Raw genomic sequence first — 16634 nt, 5'->3', positions numbered from 1 at the left:
TCTTTATTGTATATGGTAAGGTTGGATTAATCCGCTTTGAATTTGTCGACGATGTAGAGGAAGATGTTGAAAGACAAGGTCGACGGGGACTCATTTTTCTTGGCATCCTTGTCTATGACTACTCCACCCGCTGGAAGATCTCTTTTCACCGTCGCCGGGTTTGATGTTTTTGCCGGAGTGGATTTGGTCACATGAACTGGCGAAGAAATATTGTCCTGAAGTAAGCTATGGTCTTCCAAAAGCACCCGGTCATTGACTTTGGAAGTGTGGTCTTCCTCTTTCTCAGTTTCGGTTTGGGCAGAAGCATTGACTGCAATCAAGGCCAATCCCAAAACAGCTACACTGAGCATGGCGGGTTTTTTAAAATGAAATCCTGAGAATTTCAACATGGCTTAGTTTCGGATAGATAGTTCTTTAACTCGTACAGGGCTTAAAGGTTCCTAAAATTAGAAAAAAAAACCACTATGCAAACGATTGACATCGAAGAATTCACCAAAATAGACATGAGGGTGGGGACAATTATTCAGGCAGAAGTTTTCGAAAAAGCGCGTAAACCAGCATACAAAATTTGGATTGACCTCGGTCCTGAACTGGGGATAAAAAAGTCCTCGGCGCAGGTGACGGAGCTATACAAGGCGGAGGATTTGGTCGGAATGCAAGTGCTCTGCGTTTGCAACTTTCGACCGAGGCAAATTGCCGATTTTATGTCCGAGGTTTTGGTGACGGGATTTGCCTCCGAAGGAGGAGGGATTGTATTGGCAACTTCGGAAAGAAAGGTCCCAAACGGGAAACGGCTCCACTAGGGAAGCATGATTTTTAGCCCATTCGCATCGATTCTGGTTTTGTAGACTTCCAGATCGCCGCATGATCCTGCGCGAACATTTCCGGTGGATAGGTCAAAACGATATTCGTGAAGTGGGCAGATGATTTCCCCAAGACCATTTAAGGTCCCTTGTGTGAGAGGCGCTCCCCTATGCGGGCAATTCGCATCGAAGACAAAGATTTTTTCGCCTATTCTCACTCCACCGAGCAGTTTCTCGCCAAGCTGGATCTTTTTGATCATCCGCTCGGGAAACAAACCCAAGACTTGTTCTCTGCTGGAGCCAAGGCTGTATTCTTTCATCTTGTGCTGCTTTTGAAATCGCAAATTAACCAACTAAGCTATAGCCTTTTGCTTTTTTGGGGATAAGTGTCCAAATTCCACAAACTCACAATTAACCTGATCAAACCATGAAAAAATATCTGTTTTTGCCTTTTCTCTTTTTGCTCGGCTGGGCCAGCGCCCAGGATCTTGATGGTGCATGGAAGATGATAACCCAAAATGGAAAGCCGGTCACCGACCAAGAATATATCAAGATATATCAGGACGACTACTTTGCCTTCGGCGTGAAGAAGGTAGCTGATAATGCCTTCATTGGAGCTGGCGGAGGCCCTTACCAATTTGCGGATGGCAAGTATACCGAGACGCTTGATTTTTTCACCCTCGATCCTCCAAAGGTAGGCACGACTACGCCATTCAAGGCTGAACTAAAGGGAAATCGCCTGACGCTATCCACCGACACCGGCGCTGGCATGTTGGTGGAGGTTTGGGAAAAGGTCTCCGATTCCAAAGACGAGCTTACTGGCAATTGGGTGATCACAGGGAGAAAGCGCGAAGGTGAGATTTCACGATCCACTCCCGGGGCGCGGCGGACAATCAAGATCCTCAGTGGCGGCAGATTTCAATGGGTTGCGTTTAACTCCGAGACCAAGGAGTTTTCTGGTACAGGGGGGGGGACCTATACCGCAATCAATGGAAAATACACCGAAAACATCACTTTTTTCTCTCGGGACAACAGCCGAGTCGGAGCAAGTCTTGGGTTTGACTATGAAGTAATTGACGGGGAATGGCATCACAGCGGCCTGAGCTCGACTGGTAATCCGATCTATGAGATCTGGACACCCTATGCGATCGGGTATAAGTCCGCCAAATAGTTTGATTCGAAGGAGAAACAGAAAGGAGCCCAAAAGGCTCCTTTTCTTATTTTTAAGCTTCGACTAAGTAGAGTTCTTTGAGTTTGTCGATGGCGTAGTCCACGTCAGCCGGCGTATTGAATCTGCTGAAGGAGAATCGTACGGAATCCCGTTCAGGATTGTGTTTTAGCGCTCTCAGCACGTGTGAGCCCACGGTCGCTCCAGAGCTGCAGGCAGAGCCGCCGGAAGCAGAGATCCCTTCGATATCCAAGTTGAAGAGCAACATACCGCGATTTGCGGGAGACGGAGGCAGACTGACGTTGAGGACAGTATAAAGGCTTTTGTCCATAGCTGCAGAAAGTCCGTTGAACTCAACACCGGGAATGTCCTGCACCAGCTTTTCGATGAAGTGTTTTTTGATCTTTTCGATATGGCTCTGATGTCCAGCCATGTCTTCGTAGGCCAGTTCCAAAGCCTTGGCGATCCCTATGATGCCGATGACGTTTTCGGTTCCTCCCCGCATATTGCGCTCTTGGGCGCCCCCATGGATGAAAGGATGGATTTTCTTGTCCTTTCGCACGTATAGAAAGCCGGAACCCTTTGGCCCGTGAAACTTATGTCCTCCCGCCACGATAGCATCAATTGGGAGGCTTTTCAGATCATGTACATAGTGGCCCATGGTCTGCACCGTGTCTGAATGGAAAAATGCATCGTAAGATTTGGCAAGTTCTCCGATACGGTTGAGGTCATTGAGATTGCCGATCTCATTGTTGGCATGCATCAGTGAAACCAAGCTTTTCGGATTTGCCTTGAGCAATTCCTCGACTTGGTTGAGGTCTATTTCTCCTTTTTCATTGACATCGAGAATGCTGAGTTTTACCGCGCCTTTTTTTTCCAAAACTTCCAAGGTATGGAGTACGGCATGGTGTTCCAAAGGGGAAGTGATAGCATGCTGTATGCCGTGGCTTTCGATGCCGCATACCAGTGCTGTATTATCCGCTTCTGTGCCGCCCGAGGTGAAGAAGATTTCAGATGGGCTTGCGTTGAGCAGTTCCGCCACTTTTTTCCTAGACCGCTCGATGGCTGTGCGTACCTCCCGGCCATGGCTATGGACGGAAGATGGATTGCCAAAGTGCGTCTTCATGTAGGGCAGCATGGCTTCGATCACGCGATCGTCCATAGCTGTAGTAGCGGCATTATCAAAGTAAACTTTCATTATTATATCTGGGTCTGGGGCACTGAACTACTTGGATCAAATCAAGGAAGAGCTGACGACTTCTTTGATGTCCTGGATTATCTTTTTGGCCAGGTGCTCGGCTGTTGCCTCGGAGTCTGACTCGGAATAGATTCTGATGATCGGCTCAGTATTCGATTTTCTCAAATGCACCCATTCCTTCTCGAACTCGATCTTCACCCCATCGATGTCATTGATCGGGTGCTTTTGATATTTGTTTTTGATTTCCAAAAGGATTTTGTCGACGTTGATCTCTGGAGTGAGTTCAATCTTGTTTTTGGAAATATGGTAGTTGGGGTAGCTGGCGCGAAGCTTGGAGATGGATTTCCCAAATTTTGCCAAGTGAGTCAAAAACAGGCCAATCCCTACCAAGGCGTCTCTCCCGTTGTGGGAAGCTGGATAGATAATGCCTCCGTTGCCCTCTCCTCCGATCACGGCGTCAACAGCTTTGATTTGCTGTACGACATTCACTTCACCTACTGCGGCTGCGGTATATTTACCACCTCTTTTCTCGGTCACGTCGCGCAGCGCGCGGGTGGAGGAAAGATTGGACACCGTATTACCCGGAGTTTTTGAGAGCACATAGTCCGCTACCGCGACTAAGGTATATTCCTCGCCAAACATGGAGCCGTCTTCGTTTACAAAGGCGAGCCTATCCACATCTGGATCTACCACGATGCCCAAGTCAAAGCTGCCCTTTTCCAGCTTTTTTGAGATATCGCGTAGGTTTTCCGGAAGGGGCTCCGGGTTGTGCGGGAAAAGCCCATCCGGGGTGCAGTACATTTCCTCGATCTCCGTGACGCCAAGTGCGCGAAGCAGCTTGGGGACGGCTATTCCTCCGGTCGAGTTCACCGCATCCACTACTACTTTGAAGTTACGGGCTTTGATGGCTTCCACGTCCACTAGATCCAGACTCAATACATGGGCGATATGGCGATCGATGTAGTCGTCAATTTTGGTGTATTTGCCGAGTTTTTTCACCTCTGCAAAGGTGAAGGCTTCTTTCTCCGCTTTTTCCAAAATGGATTTTCCCTCCGCATCTGAGATGAATTCGCCTACAGCGTTCAAAAGCTTGAGTGCGTTCCACTGTATGGGGTTATGGCTGGCAGTGAGGATGATACCACCTCCAGCTCCTTCAGCTGGTACGGCGAGTTCGACTGTAGGGGTAGTGCTCAGCCCGAGGTCAATTACGTGTATGCCTAAACCCTGAAGAGTCGCCGAAACCAAGCTGGAAATCATTTCCCCCGATATTCGGGCATCCCTTCCGATTACTACTTTGGGATTGTGGGTCGTCTCGATGACCCAAGCGCCATAGGCAGCGGTAAATTTCACTATGTCGATAGGAGTAAGACCTTCGCCGGATTTTCCTCCGATGGTCCCTCTTATCCCGGAAATAGATTTGATAAGCGACACGTATAAATTGGTTTGATGAAGATGATAAAAAAGCTGCTTGAAACAGGGGATAAATTATTTGAATTTGGCCATCACTTTGTCCACTTCATTTTCGGGATTGCCACAGCTGCTGTCAGCGTCGACCGTTTTCCCACAAAGGCTGCATGTCACGCCTTCCTTGTTGAGAAAAGGACTTTGGGACGCACACGTGCCTTTGAATTCACCGTTTTTGAGGAAGATCAGGCGTACAGACATCAATATAAAGAACAATGCCACGAATCCTACGGTAATCAATACAGTTGTCATAACGGATAAATTTGCGCAAATTTAAAGCTTTACTTCGAAAACGTCCACACCTTAAGGTTAGTTTCCCCGCACATGTCTAATTTGAGTACCCGTGCCGAACAGTTGGCTGCTTTTGACCGCTTGTTGACCATCATGGATGAGCTCCGTGCCCAGTGTCCCTGGGACCGGAAGCAGACCACCGAGAGTCTCAGGCATTTGACGATCGAGGAGACTTTTGAGCTCTCCGATGCCATACTCGACGGCAATCCTGAGGAAGTCAAGAAGGAGCTCGGAGATATCCTGCTTCATATCGTTTTCTACGCCAAGATAGGTTCGGAAGAGGGCAATTTCGACATGGCGACTTTGACCAATTCGCTCTGCGAAAAGCTAATTCGGCGACATCCCCACATCTATGGCGATACGGAGGCAAATGATGCCGAAACCGTCAGCCAAAATTGGGAAAAGATAAAACTGAAAGAGAAAGGCAATGTATCCGTCCTTGGCGGAGTACCCCGCTCGCTTCCCGCTGTGATCAAGGCGATGCGAATCCAGGAGAAAGCCCGGGGAGTAGGGTTTGACTGGGAGGAAAAACATCAGGTTTGGGAAAAAGTGGAGGAAGAGATGCAGGAATTCAAGGCGGAATTCAATGTTGCGGACGAACAAGAAATCGACCGGGAAAAGGCCACTTCTGAATTTGGCGACATGCTTTTCTCCTTGATCAACTACGCCCGGTTTATCGACATTGATCCCGAGGAAGCGCTGGAACGGACCAATTTGAAATTCATCAAACGATTTCAATACTTGGAGAATGCGGCAAAAGCAGCAGGCAAAAATCTTAGCGAGATGACGCTGGCCGAAATGGATGTGTATTGGAACGAAGCTAAAGGACAGTAGGCAGTCGGCAATTTGCGGTAAATGCGTCAAGCTGAGCGGAGTCAAAGCCAAATTAATTTGTTAACCAATTTACTATTTAACTTTTCATCATGCCAAACCAAATCATTTTCACCCCAGAAGCTCCGGCGCCGATAGGACCTTACTCACAAGCGGTGCTGGCTGGCAATACGCTCTACATTTCGGGTCAGATAGCCTTGGATCCCGACACTGGAGAACTCATCAATGAAAACATCACCGAAGAGACCCATGCGGTGATGAAAAATTTGGAAGCGGTACTCCGTGGCGCAAAGTTTGCCTTTTCAGATGTGGTGAAGTGCACCATCTTCATCCGGGACATGGGACAATTTGGGACGATCAACGAGGCCTATGGGCAATACTTTAAATCAAATCCTCCAGCCCGGGAAACCGTAGAAGTAAGTAAGCTTCCCAAAAATGTGAATGTGGAAATTTCCTGTATTGCCGTGAAATAAGAGACCTTGAACCTCCTGCCAGCCCATAGTGAAACACTCGTCAGCATCCTCAGCAAAGAGGAAGTGTTGGGACATTTGATCCGGGTAACAAGGGAGGTCAATTTCTTGGATGCCCGTACTCAGGGGGATCCCAAGATCCATTTCAATGGCCTCATTGGCCAAGAGGGCTTTCGGATTTCCCGGGTAGTGAAGCGTGGCGATTCTTTTCTGCCCTTGATCACGGGACAGGTGGAGTCCACCGCGCGCGGTTCCATTATCTTTCTAAACTACCGCTTGTTCCCAGCCACGGTGTTTTTCCTGGTATTTTGGACGGTCGTTTTGCTGGCCTTCACCGGCTTTTATTTCTTTGGGCATCAAAATATCAGTTACGGATGCATCTGTCTAGGTCTCGCAATATTGAATTACGTGCTCTGCGTCATTTTTTTTCAGCGGCAAGTCAAAGCCTCCCGATCGGTTTTTCATGAGCTCATCAACCTGGAGATGAAGGGAAAGGAGTAGGACAGTAGACAGGTTTCAGTAGGCAGTCTTTTGTCAACCGTTCACAGACGACGGTTGACAGCCGGTCAAGAAAGAACTTGACGTTGCATTGCAAAACGATAGACTAGAAGACTTGGCGCATGAAGTTCCTCTTTCTCGGCAGTGGACTTTGGACTGTCGACCGTTTACCATACGTCACAACTATCATCTTTCTTCTTAGGCTAAAAGACGCTTAGCCATTACCTTTGGGGCGAAATTCAAACCCATTTAACAAGACCATGTCAATCCGTATCGAAAAGGACACCATGGGGCCCGTAGAAGTCCCAGCCGACAAATACTGGGGAGCCCAGACTCAGCGCTCCATCAACAACTTTAAGATCGGCGGCGAAAAAAACCGCATGCCCATCGAGATTATCCGTGCTTTTGCGATCCTTAAAAAAGCCGCTGCTCTCACAAATGCCGAGCTCGGCGTATTGGATCAAGGCAAGGCGGATATCATCGCTACCGTCTGCGACGAAATCCTCGCTGGTCAGCATGACGACCAGTTTCCGCTGGTGATTTGGCAGACAGGTTCTGGTACCCAGTCCAACATGAACTCCAACGAGGTGATCGCTTACCGCGCACACGTGATTTTGGGAGGTTCTCTTGAGGATGCCAAGAAGAAAATCCACCCCAACGACGACGTAAACAAATCCCAATCGTCCAACGATACCTATCCTACTGCCATGCACGTGGCTGCTTACCAGATGGTCGCGGAGACGACGATTCCCGGGGTTCAAAAGTTGCGTGACACCTTGGCTGCGAAAGCAGAGGCCTTCAAAAGCGTGGTGAAAATCGGCCGTACCCACTTTATGGATGCGACTCCACTTACCCTCGGACAGGAATTCAGTGGCTATGTGGCCCAGCTGGATCACGGCTTGAGAGCTTTGAAAAACACGCTTTCACACCTTTCTGAACTTGCCTTGGGAGGAACAGCTGTAGGAACCGGACTAAACACACCACAGGGTTATTCCGAGTTGGTAGCCAAGAAAATTGCCGAGCTTTCCGGTCATCCTTTTGTGACTGCGCCAAACAAATTCGAGGCTTTGGCAGCGCACGACGGAATGGTGGAGGCGCATGGAGCGATCAAGCAGTTGGCCGTATCGCTTATGAAAATCGCCAATGACATCCGAATGCTTTCCTCCGGTCCAAGATCGGGAATCGGCGAGATCCTGATCCCGGAAAATGAACCGGGATCCTCCATCATGCCAGGAAAAGTCAACCCCACCCAAGTGGAAGCCATGACCATGGTCGCAGCCCAAGTAATGGGGAACGACGTAGCGATCACCATTGGCGGATCTAACGGACATTTCGAATTGAACGTATTCAAACCATTGATCGCTGCTAACTTCCTGCAGTCCGCTCGACTGATCGGGGATGCCTGCGTGTCTTTCAATGACAACTGTGCGATCGGCATTGAGCCAAATACGCCAATGATCCAGCGCCATCTCGAAAACTCGCTGATGTTGGTGACGGCGCTCAATCCCTATATAGGTTATGAGAATGCCGCTGCCATCGCCAAGAAAGCGCACAAAGAAGGCACTAGCCTGCGCGAAGCGGCCATCGCCCTTGGTCTGTTGACTTCCGAGCAGTTTGACGAGTGGGTGAAGCCAGAGGATATGATCGGAAGCTTGAAGTGAGTTTTAACTTAGGCTGAAAAGTTAAAGTCCAAGTCGAAAGGCTTGGACTTTTTTGTTTGGCAAAGGTGAGCATTGGTTGAATTGAAGCTCTTTAAGGTGATTTATTATGTTTTTCGGCATGTGATTGGTTTTTCGCAGTATTTTCTTTTCTTGCGAACCTACCGTGTTAAATCATACACTATGAAACGATACTTTTTGATTGCGATGGCATTCTTTTCCTTTTTGGCTGCATGCACTACCGAAAAGCAAGAGGCCGCAAATCCTGATTTTTGGGAGCTTTCTGTGGTGGATTCGGTTCTGGTGAGGGAGGACAAATTTTTCCTGAATAGCCAAGCAGAAGTCAAACTGATCGGCGATAGCCTTTTGGCCGTCTCTTCCTACCGCTCTCCCATGGTGGCCATCATGACAACAGGTGGCGAGCAGGTAACAAAGATCGCCTCGGGGGATTTTCCAATTGGTTCATTTTCTCCCGCTTCCTTTGATGTGTCAGCGTATCCCATCGTGTATATCCTTGACAAGAGAAGCGAGTCAGTATTGGTATTCAATGCGGAAACGCAGGAGTTTGTGGAAAAAATGAAACTCCAACTACCCGAAGATAAGGTGATCAGGTTTTTGGGCGCAAAGTTTAAAAAACTGGTAGATGGTTTTCTAGTAGAGCTGGTTAGTTCGGTATATGACAGCTTTCATCCGGACTTTTATCGGGCCTCAGGAGATCAGATCTACTTCTTTGGATTCGACGGAGCGGTTCAGAGTTCAATGTTTGAATATTCGGATGAGTACAAGGCCATATCGGGGTCGTTGAGCGCGGTGACTTATTTGACTATGGGGGATTTCGGTGAGAACCTCGCGCTATCTCTTCCGCACAGTAAAAAGTTGACATTCTATTCCGAAACTGAACAAATATTCGATTCGGTGGCCTTGCCACAAAGCCGTTTTTTCGACTACGCCCTCCGTGGCGCAGACCAGATTGTTGACTTTAATGAATTATTTAAATCCGGTGGAGACTCCAAAGTAAACGTGCCGACCAATCACTATTTTAACTCCATTCAGGAAAGTGGTGATGAGATTTTTATTGAGACTTGGATGAACAATCGTGAACAAGGAGACAAAAACGCTACTTTTTCTCATCTATTGATCTACGACAAGACCGCGAAAAAATGGTCAGAAACAGTCAATCCCAAAAATATCATGGAAATCGGCATGCTGGCTGGGGTGGTGCGGGATACACTTTATTTTTACGAAGGTAGCCTTATGAAGCACGACGAAAAATACATTAAACGAGCGGTGCTACGGCCGGTTGTGGAGTATAACTAGTCACACCAATAGCCAAAAAAGGCCTCCCGTTTGCACAGGAGGCCTTTTCTATAAAGTTTGCGCAGGAATTAGCCGATCACTTTTTCGGCCAAGACCACGATCACGTTGTCTTTGACTTCGACTACGCCGCCGTCCACGGTCAGGGACTGCTTAGCGCCTTCCTTGGTTGTGAAAGACACCGTGCCCTTCGCCAGAGCGGACACGATAGGGGCGTGGTTGTTCAATACCTGAAATGAGCCGGATGCGCCGGGAAAGCTAGCTTCGGAGACTTCTCCCTGAAACACTTTCTTCTCCGGTGTGACGATTTCTAATTGCATATTTTTAGTTATTAGGTTAGTGGTGAAGCGCCATCTGTTTGACGATCACCTCTAACTAATTTCCTTATTTTACCTCTGCAAGCATTTTCTCACCCTTGGCGATGGCATCTTCGATGCTACCTACCAGGTTGAACGCTCCCTCAGGCAGGTGATCCAGCTCACCGTCCATGATCATGTTGAAGCCTTTGATGGTGTCTTTGATGTCTACCAATACACCCTTCAAGCCGGTGAATTGCTCGGCTACGTGGAATGGCTGGGAAAGGAAACGCTGCACACGACGCGCTCTGTGTACGACTTGCTTATCTTCTTCAGAAAGCTCTTCCATACCCAGGATCGCGATGATATCCTGAAGTTCTTTGTAGCGCTGCAGGATCTCTTTCACGCGTTGGGCGCAGCCGTAGTGCTCGTCACCCAGGATGTCCGGAGAGAGGATACGGGAAGTAGAGTCCAATGGATCCACCGCAGGGTAGATACCCAGTTCGGCGATCTTACGGGAAAGTACGGTAGTGGCATCCAAGTGCGCGAAAGTCGTCGCAGGAGCCGGGTCAGTCAAGTCATCCGCAGGTACGTAAACGGCCTGTACGGAGGTGATAGAACCATTTTTGGTAGAGGTGATTCGCTCTTGCATGGTACCCATTTCTGTTGCCAGAGTTGGCTGGTAACCTACCGCAGATGGCATACGACCCAAAAGTGCGGACACCTCGGAACCTGCCTGGGTGAATCGGAAGATGTTGTCGATAAAGAAAAGGATGTCTCTTCCCTGTCCTGAACCATCACCGTCTCTGTAGTATTCTGCCAAAGTCAAACCGGTCAAGGCAACACGCGCACGTGCTCCAGGAGGTTCGTTCATCTGACCAAACACGAAGGTTGCCTTGGATTCTTCCAGCTTCTTAAGATCTACTTTAGATAGATCCCATCCGCCCTCAGTCTCCAGGCTATGTACGAAGTCGTCACCGTAAGTCACGATGCCAGACTCGATCATTTCTCTCAAAAGGTCGTTTCCTTCACGGGTTCTTTCACCTACACCGGCAAACACAGACAAACCGGAATAAGCCTTGGCGATATTGTTGATCAGCTCTTGGATCAATACCGTCTTACCAACACCGGCACCACCGAAAAGACCGATTTTACCACCTTTTGCATAAGGCTCAATCAAGTCAATTACTTTGATACCTGTATAAAGTACTTCGGTAGAAGTAGAAAGATCTTCAAACTTGGGAGCAGCTCTGTGGATTGGAAGTCTTTTGCCGGCAGGAACCTGCGGAAGACCGTCAATCGCCTGGCCTACCACATTGAAAAGACGACCTTTGATCGCTTCGCCGGTAGGTACGGAGATAGGCTGACCCAAGTCGCGGACTTCCATGCCACGGACCATCCCTTCGGAAGCGTCCATTGCGATGGTACGAACTCGGTCTTCGCCTAGGTGCTGCTGAACCTCCATGACGACCACCTGGCCGTCTTCTTTGGTCACTTCCAGCGCGTCAAGGATGTTCGGCAGTTTACCGCCTTCAAAGGAAACGTCCACAACCGGGCCGATTACCTGTGTTATCTTTCCAATATTTGCCATTTGTAGGATGAAATGTAAAAAGGATACGCTTTTTTAATTCGAGCGCAAAATTAATGAATAAAGCCTAATACCAAAGTATATTTGGGAATTTTGTACGTTCAGCTTTATAATGGAGATTGTTCAGAGCTGATTTTTTGCTGATTCTAGCAATCAGAAGAGGATGACAGGTTGTTTGGTGCGAGGAAAATGCTTCGATCGTCATCGATCTCACTCATAAATTCTAAAGGGAAGGCCCCTTAAAGTTGAATTTTATTATCAAGTCTGTCGATAGGATATGCGACTTATATGGAGGAGCGATTTTTTGTAAAGAAAGATTAGGCAGTTTTACAGCTTGATAGTAATATTGAGCGAATACATAGATCAATTAAAAAAAATGAAAAAAATTATCTTAGGTGTGCTTCTGTTAAGCTGCGCAGTTACTGGCTATGCCCAGGATTTTCCACGGCCGGAGTTTAAAAACCAGCCAATGATACTATTAGATGGAGAACTCCATAAGTTGGAGGTGCAAACCGCTGAAACCAAATATAAAGTAAAAGGTTTGGGGTATGGAGGGACACAGCAAGAGATATCGGTTCCAGGAGGAAAATCTCCAGTTGTAGCATCTAATGAACCAACTTTTGTGATTTGGGTAGACGAGGGAGTGGATCCTGAATCGCTAATTGTGCTCACCAAAACAGAATTCGACAGTAAAAAACGTAGCATTCCTATTCTCAAGGTTAGTGCATTAGCGGCATTCGGTGCAAGGGGCAAATCAATGTCCGACAAATACCATGTTAATTTTGAGATTGAAAAGAGCGGTGAAGGGATCTACAAAATCACGCCTTCGGGACCTCTTGAGAATGAAATGGAATACGCTTTCTATAATCCTGAAAATACCCAAGCACAGCAAGTAAAAATCTATTTGTTTAGTGTGCGCTAGGGCGTAGTCAAGCCATAGCTTTTAAATACTGCCGCAAAATCTTAGGTGTTCTAGGTCTAAGGTTTTGCGTTTTTTTTGGCTCTTGGTATGAAGATCGTTTAGCCGGCCAAGGGCCATTTTTTTAAGTTGGCCTGTATCTAGTCTGAGCTTTTTGATTGGTTAAGAGAATTTGCCAAACCTCCTTCTACCCGCCGCCAAACCCATTTATCCGGCAATCATTTTTTTTGGCGCAATTATTTGGATTCAATCTTAATAACAATACATTTGCATTGTATTTAAACTTAATCTAAATAATGATAGTGAGATTTTTGCCTTTGATCCTTCTCCTATGCTTTGCCTGTGGCAAGGCTGCGACCGATACAGCTGAGTCGAGGTCCCGCAAGATCATCACCGCTGGCGGCACGATTACCGAGGTAGTGGACGCATTGGGATTTAGTGAGCAGATTATTGCAACGGATATTACTTCTACCTATCCGGCAAGCATGAAGGCTCTTCCTTCCATAGGATACCGCAATCAAATCAAAGCCGAAGGTATCCTCGCGCTTAGCCCAGACTTGGTGCTGATCGAAGAAAACTATCTGAACCCAGATGTAGTAGACCAGTTGAAGGCTGCCCAGGTCAACATTCAAGTATTCCAAAAGCCGACTACCGTCGAGGGAACAAGAACTTTGGTAAAGGAGTTGGCGGTATTTTTTGAAGTTCCTGAGAAAGGGGTAGAAATAATTGAGGGCATTGATGCAGATCTGGCGGCGCTGGAAAGCTATCTAAAGACCCAAGCATCCAAGCCAAAGACAATTTTCGTCATGGCACGTGGCCCGGAGACCGTATTTGTAGCCGGTGACAAGACCTTTGCCACAGAGATCTTCAAATTGGCCAAACTAGAAGGCTCCGCTACAGGATTCGACGAATTCGCCCCCTTGACTCCGGAGTCGCTGGTGCAGATGAACCCTGATTATTTGGTGTTTTTTGAATCGGGAGTCCAGAGTTTGGGCGGAAAAGAAGGCTTGGTCAAGATACAGGGAATCGACCAAACAGAAGCATTCAAAAAAGACCAGATCATTGCGCTTGACGGACAATATCTATCCGGATTCGGCCCGAGAGTCGGCAAAGCCGCTTTGGACCTTGCTAAAGCTACCCGCCGATAACCTATGAGTTCAGCCTTGGCACATACGAAAACCAAAAGCCAAAACCAGATTTTGCTGGGTTTTGGATTGATGCTTGGGATGGTCTTGCTTGTCTCCCTGTCCATGGGCGCCTACCGTATTCCGTTGCCTCAGGTGCTGGCGATCCTGTCTGACCAGGTGGGCATGCACGTCGGAGCCTTCGAAGTACAGCAGGCGAATGTGCTCCTGCAGATCCGCATGCCGCGGGTGCTGATGGGAGTGCTGGTCGGTGGAGGACTGGGAATCGCCGGGGCAGCGTTGCAGGGCATGTTCCGAAATCCCCTCGTAGAACCAGGACTGATCGGTGTCAGCAGCGGAAGCGCACTCTTTGCGGTGATCTTTATGGTATTCGTCCCGATATCTCCAATCTTGGCATGGGTCAGACCTATAGGCTTGCCCATTTTTGCTTTTGCCGGAGGCCTGATTGCCGTCTTGGCGGTGTATCGCCTGTCCAAATCCCAAGGAAAGACGGATGCAGCTACCCTGATCCTAGCAGGTGTGGCCATCAATGCGTTGGCGGGGGCGCTGATTGGCTTAGTTCTTTTCTTTGCCGACGACTCTGCTTTGCGAAGCTTTACCTTCTGGAGCTTGGGAGACTTGGCCGGAGCAACATGGACCAAAATCCCCGTGAGCTTGATCTTGATCACCTTCCCTTCCCTCATGCTTCTCTTCAGCTACCGTAATCTCAATGCGCTGGCTCTGGGCGAGCAGGAGGCCTTCCACATGGGAGTGAACGTGCAGCGCGTCAAATTGCAGTTCCTGATTTTCAGCGCACTCATCGTGGGAGCCGGAGTTTCGATGGTTGGAATGATCGGTTTCGTTGGCTTGGTGGTTCCGCATTTGATCCGTATCCTATTCGGAGCAGATCACCGCTTAGTGCTTCCAGGTTCCTTTTTGCTGGGAGCGCTTTTGCTCAACTTTGCCGACCTGATCGCCCGCGTGATCGTGATTCCGACGGAGATGCCTATCGGGGTGATCACGGCGCTGATCGGCGCGCCCTTCTTTATTTGGCTCATTTTCAATCTGAACAAACCCAAAAACTAATGCTGACGGCTTCAAGAGTTCATTTTTGTATCAGACAAAGACCCATCGTGGACGAGGTCAGCCTGGAATTGAATCCGGGGGAAATCCTTGCGGTACTAGGGCCAAACGGGGCTGGCAAGTCGACGTTTTTCAAGATCCTCTCTGGGGAAATCAGGTGCAAACACGGTGCGATAGGCTATAACGGACATGACATTCATACCCTCAAAAGCCGAGAACTGGCCGAAGTGCGAGCCGTGATGCCCCAGCATACACAGGTAAATTTCCCCTTTACCGTGCAGGAAGTGGTGGAGTTGGGCCTGATCAGTACCAAAGCAAAAAATCCAACTAGGCTGATCGCCGAGGTACTGGAAGCAACCAATACTTCCCACCTGAAAGACCAGGTTTTCAATACTCTCTCAGGAGGTGAAAAGCAGCGTGTGCAGCTCGCCCGAGTGCTAGTGCAGATCTGGGAGGCCAAACCTTTTCCCCGCTATCTTCTGCTCGACGAGCCAACCTCCAGTCTGGACATTGCCCAGCAGCATGCCGTCCTGAAGATCCTAGAAGCGCTCAAGTCGAGAAATATCGGCATCCTAGTGATTCTCCACGAACTGAATCTGGCAGCCCAATACGCGGACAAGATCGCTTTGCTAAAGGACGGCCTCCTTGCCAAATCCGGAACTGTGAAGGAGGTACTTGACGAAGAGATTCTTGCCCAAGTGTTTGATCATCCTATCCAGCTTATTGCCAACCCGGCTACTGGGGGAGTATTTGTCTCTTCCGCTGCCCAATCATATTCATCGACCCATACCATTAAACAAGCTTAATATGGAAACGCTACAAGAATCCGTACTATCCCTCAAACAAGCCTGGGATAGCCTGAAAGTATCCGAACCCACACTCAGAATCAGGGACGCAGCCGCCAAGCTGGGTGTAAGCGAGGCCGAGCTCTTGGCTACAGGAATAGGAACCAACGTGATTCGCCTGACGGACAACTTTGAAGGGCAGCTCATCGAATTCCCGAGATTGGGACGTGTGATGTCCCTGACCAGAAGTGAAGGCTGTGTATTGGAGCACAAAGGCCCGTTTCAAAAGATAGAGATGCATCAGGCGGGTCCGGCCAAGATTGCGACCGTGATCGGCCCGATCGAGCAGCGGGTATTTTTTGCGAGCTGGAAATTCGGCTTTGCCGTGACTACCGAGACTCCCCGAGGCACCATGAAAAGCCTGCAGTATTTTGACAAAGAAGGTGAGGCTGTCATGAAAGTATACCTCCAAGACCAGTCCAAAGAGGAAGTTTACGAAGACTTGGTCGCCAAAAACACCGCAGCAGACCAAAATGCCCAGCTGGACCTGGAGGCTTTCCCCAAGCCGGAGTACACTTCCCAGGAAAATCTGGACTTCAAATCCTTTACCCACGACTGGGAAAACATGAAGGATACGCACGACTTCTTTGGCATGCTGCGCAAATACAAGCTCAACCGACTCGATGCGGTAAAGTGGATTGATGACAAATGGGCTTATGAGGTCGACCGTCTTTCCGTCAGGAAAATCGTGGAAGTAGCCGCTGAGACCAAACTTCCGATCATGATTTTCGCAGGCAACAAGGGAAACATCCAAATCCACCAAGGCAAGGTGCAAACCGTGAGACAGATGGGTGATTGGCTCAATGTTTTGGATCCGGATTTTAACATGCACCTGAATGAGAGCGTGGTGGATAAAGCCTTTGTCGTCCACAAAAATACCGAAGACGGCTTGGTATCCGCCGTGGAGCTTTTCGACAAGGAAGGCGAGATGGTCGCACAATTCTTTGGCTTGAGAAAGCCAGGCCTTCCTCAGAAAACGGAGTGGAAGGCCCTCGTGGATAGCCTCTAAAGAACCTACCGGAGGCCATCTCGGAATTTCCATTGTCACTTTGAGCGATGTAGAAATGTGGTTTTGTAAACTGAA

General features: G+C 48.5%; 19 protein-coding genes. 12 read left to right on the top strand and 7 right to left on the bottom strand.

Going from position 1 to position 16634, the window contains the following annotated elements; all coding sequences use genetic code 11:
- Positions 1-26 precede the first annotated feature (26 nt).
- On the bottom strand, positions 27-350 hold the full coding sequence (locus J0A67_RS14585; protein ID WP_206570098.1) for a hypothetical protein: 324 nt from the start codon (positions 348-350) through the stop codon (positions 27-29).
- Positions 351-464: 114 nt separating this feature from the next.
- Between J0A67_RS14585 and J0A67_RS14580 the strand changes: the two genes are divergently transcribed.
- Entirely contained in the window at positions 465-803 is a 339-nt protein-coding gene (locus J0A67_RS14580; protein ID WP_206570097.1) for a tRNA-binding protein, read from the top strand.
- On the opposite strand, the gene J0A67_RS14575 is transcribed toward J0A67_RS14580, so the two are convergent.
- Positions 800-1123, bottom strand: a complete 324-nt coding sequence (locus J0A67_RS14575; RefSeq protein ID WP_206570096.1) for a Rieske (2Fe-2S) protein — start codon at positions 1121-1123, stop codon at positions 800-802. The two genes, J0A67_RS14580 and J0A67_RS14575, sit on opposite strands and share 4 nt — an antisense overlap.
- A 107-nt stretch (positions 1124-1230) precedes the next feature.
- Here J0A67_RS14575 and J0A67_RS14570 point away from each other — a divergent pair, with 107 nt between their 5' ends.
- Positions 1231-1974 (top strand): DUF4488 domain-containing protein, encoded by a 744-nt coding sequence (locus J0A67_RS14570; protein WP_206570095.1) that lies wholly within the window; start codon positions 1231-1233, stop codon positions 1972-1974.
- Between the two features lie 52 nt (positions 1975-2026).
- On the opposite strand, the gene J0A67_RS14565 is transcribed toward J0A67_RS14570, so the two are convergent.
- Genes J0A67_RS14565 through J0A67_RS14555 form a run of 3 tightly spaced genes read right to left on the bottom strand, consistent with a single transcriptional unit; the run spans position 2027 to position 4885 of the window.
- Positions 2027-3169: a cysteine desulfurase family protein gene (locus J0A67_RS14565; protein ID WP_206570094.1), complete on the bottom strand. Its 1143-nt coding sequence runs from the start codon at positions 3167-3169 to the stop codon at positions 2027-2029.
- Positions 3170-3205: 36 nt separating this feature from the next.
- Positions 3206-4600: a phosphoglucosamine mutase gene (gene glmM, locus J0A67_RS14560; RefSeq protein ID WP_206570093.1), complete on the bottom strand. Its 1395-nt coding sequence runs from the start codon at positions 4598-4600 to the stop codon at positions 3206-3208.
- A gap of 54 nt (positions 4601-4654) precedes the next feature.
- Positions 4655-4885 (bottom strand): hypothetical protein, encoded by a 231-nt coding sequence (locus tag J0A67_RS14555; RefSeq protein WP_206570092.1) that lies wholly within the window; start codon positions 4883-4885, stop codon positions 4655-4657.
- Positions 4886-4957: 72 nt separating this feature from the next.
- On the opposite strand from J0A67_RS14555, the gene mazG reads away from it, so the two are divergent.
- The 5 genes from mazG to J0A67_RS14530 all read left to right on the top strand — a co-directional run bounded on the left by mazG (position 4958) and on the right by J0A67_RS14530 (position 9698).
- Entirely contained in the window at positions 4958-5758 is an 801-nt protein-coding gene (gene mazG / locus J0A67_RS14550) for a nucleoside triphosphate pyrophosphohydrolase (protein WP_206570091.1), read from the top strand.
- Positions 5759-5847: 89 nt separating this feature from the next.
- Positions 5848-6228, top strand: a complete 381-nt coding sequence (locus tag J0A67_RS14545) for a RidA family protein (protein ID WP_206570090.1) — start codon at positions 5848-5850, stop codon at positions 6226-6228.
- A 6-nt stretch (positions 6229-6234) separates the two neighbouring features.
- Positions 6235-6726: a hypothetical protein gene (locus J0A67_RS14540; protein ID WP_206570089.1), complete on the top strand. Its 492-nt coding sequence runs from the start codon at positions 6235-6237 to the stop codon at positions 6724-6726.
- 257 nt (positions 6727-6983) lie between these two features.
- Positions 6984-8384 carry a class II fumarate hydratase gene (gene fumC, locus J0A67_RS14535; protein ID WP_206570088.1) on the top strand — a complete coding sequence of 467 codons (1401 nt, stop codon included), beginning with the start codon at positions 6984-6986 and terminating at the stop codon, positions 8382-8384.
- A 180-nt stretch (positions 8385-8564) separates the two neighbouring features.
- Positions 8565-9698, top strand: coding sequence for a hypothetical protein (locus J0A67_RS14530; RefSeq protein WP_206570087.1), 1134 nt, complete (start codon positions 8565-8567; stop codon positions 9696-9698).
- Between the two features lie 68 nt (positions 9699-9766).
- Here the strand turns inward: J0A67_RS14530 and atpC are convergent, their stop codons facing one another.
- A complete protein-coding gene (gene atpC / locus J0A67_RS14525; protein WP_206570086.1) occupies positions 9767-10015 on the bottom strand; it encodes an ATP synthase F1 subunit epsilon in 249 nt (82 codons plus the stop codon).
- 64 nt (positions 10016-10079) lie between these two features.
- Positions 10080-11582, bottom strand: coding sequence for a F0F1 ATP synthase subunit beta (atpD, locus tag J0A67_RS14520; RefSeq protein ID WP_206570085.1), 1503 nt, complete (start codon positions 11580-11582; stop codon positions 10080-10082).
- Positions 11583-11955: 373 nt separating this feature from the next.
- On the opposite strand from atpD, the gene J0A67_RS14515 reads away from it, so the two are divergent.
- From J0A67_RS14515 to J0A67_RS14495, 5 genes are all read left to right on the top strand, one after another.
- Positions 11956-12501, top strand: coding sequence for a hypothetical protein (locus J0A67_RS14515; protein WP_206570084.1), 546 nt, complete (start codon positions 11956-11958; stop codon positions 12499-12501).
- Positions 12502-12794: 293 nt separating this feature from the next.
- Positions 12795-13646, top strand: coding sequence for a heme/hemin ABC transporter substrate-binding protein (locus tag J0A67_RS14510; protein WP_206570083.1), 852 nt, complete (start codon positions 12795-12797; stop codon positions 13644-13646).
- Between the two features lie 3 nt (positions 13647-13649).
- Positions 13650-14708 carry a FecCD family ABC transporter permease gene (locus J0A67_RS14505; protein WP_206570082.1) on the top strand — a complete coding sequence of 353 codons (1059 nt, stop codon included), beginning with the start codon at positions 13650-13652 and terminating at the stop codon, positions 14706-14708.
- Positions 14708-15511 carry a heme ABC transporter ATP-binding protein gene (locus tag J0A67_RS14500; protein ID WP_206570081.1) on the top strand — a complete coding sequence of 268 codons (804 nt, stop codon included), beginning with the start codon at positions 14708-14710 and terminating at the stop codon, positions 15509-15511. Before J0A67_RS14505 ends, J0A67_RS14500 begins: the two co-directional genes overlap by 1 nt.
- Before the next feature lies 1 nt (position 15512).
- Positions 15513-16559 (top strand): hemin-degrading factor, encoded by a 1047-nt coding sequence (locus tag J0A67_RS14495; RefSeq protein ID WP_206570080.1) that lies wholly within the window; start codon positions 15513-15515, stop codon positions 16557-16559.
- The last annotated feature ends 75 nt before the right edge of the window (positions 16560-16634 follow it).

The organism is Algoriphagus aestuariicola, from assembly GCF_017254835.1.
Classification (GTDB): Bacteria; Bacteroidota; Bacteroidia; order Cytophagales; family Cyclobacteriaceae; genus Algoriphagus; species Algoriphagus aestuariicola.
The sequence above is the reverse complement of the archived record's forward strand: the minus strand, read 5'-3'. Positions and strand labels throughout refer to the sequence as shown.

What these genes read in the sequence shown, in the direction of transcription:
- J0A67_RS14585 (WP_206570098.1), bottom strand. Translation starts at nt 350, where the DNA reads ATGCTCAGTGTAGCTGTTTTGGGATTGGCCTTGATTGCAGTCAATGCT.
- J0A67_RS14580 (WP_206570097.1), top strand. Translation starts at nt 465, where the DNA reads ATGCAAACGATTGACATCGAAGAATTCACCAAAATAGACATGAGGGTG.
- J0A67_RS14575 (WP_206570096.1), bottom strand. Translation starts at nt 1,123, where the DNA reads ATGAAAGAATACAGCCTTGGCTCCAGCAGAGAACAAGTCTTGGGTTTG.
- J0A67_RS14570 (WP_206570095.1), top strand. Translation starts at nt 1,231, where the DNA reads ATGAAAAAATATCTGTTTTTGCCTTTTCTCTTTTTGCTCGGCTGGGCC.
- J0A67_RS14565 (WP_206570094.1), bottom strand. Translation starts at nt 3,169, where the DNA reads ATGAAAGTTTACTTTGATAATGCCGCTACTACAGCTATGGACGATCGC.
- J0A67_RS14555 (WP_206570092.1), bottom strand. Translation starts at nt 4,885, where the DNA reads ATGACAACTGTATTGATTACCGTAGGATTCGTGGCATTGTTCTTTATA.
- mazG (WP_206570091.1), top strand. Translation starts at nt 4,958, where the DNA reads ATGTCTAATTTGAGTACCCGTGCCGAACAGTTGGCTGCTTTTGACCGC.
- J0A67_RS14545 (WP_206570090.1), top strand. Translation starts at nt 5,848, where the DNA reads ATGCCAAACCAAATCATTTTCACCCCAGAAGCTCCGGCGCCGATAGGA.
- fumC (WP_206570088.1), top strand. Translation starts at nt 6,984, where the DNA reads ATGTCAATCCGTATCGAAAAGGACACCATGGGGCCCGTAGAAGTCCCA.
- J0A67_RS14530 (WP_206570087.1), top strand. Translation starts at nt 8,565, where the DNA reads ATGAAACGATACTTTTTGATTGCGATGGCATTCTTTTCCTTTTTGGCT.
- atpC (WP_206570086.1), bottom strand. Translation starts at nt 10,015, where the DNA reads ATGCAATTAGAAATCGTCACACCGGAGAAGAAAGTGTTTCAGGGAGAA.
- atpD (WP_206570085.1), bottom strand. Translation starts at nt 11,582, where the DNA reads ATGGCAAATATTGGAAAGATAACACAGGTAATCGGCCCGGTTGTGGAC.
- J0A67_RS14515 (WP_206570084.1), top strand. Translation starts at nt 11,956, where the DNA reads ATGAAAAAAATTATCTTAGGTGTGCTTCTGTTAAGCTGCGCAGTTACT.
- J0A67_RS14510 (WP_206570083.1), top strand. Translation starts at nt 12,795, where the DNA reads ATGATAGTGAGATTTTTGCCTTTGATCCTTCTCCTATGCTTTGCCTGT.
- J0A67_RS14505 (WP_206570082.1), top strand. Translation starts at nt 13,650, where the DNA reads ATGAGTTCAGCCTTGGCACATACGAAAACCAAAAGCCAAAACCAGATT.
- J0A67_RS14500 (WP_206570081.1), top strand. Translation starts at nt 14,708, where the DNA reads ATGCTGACGGCTTCAAGAGTTCATTTTTGTATCAGACAAAGACCCATC.
- J0A67_RS14495 (WP_206570080.1), top strand. Translation starts at nt 15,513, where the DNA reads ATGGAAACGCTACAAGAATCCGTACTATCCCTCAAACAAGCCTGGGAT.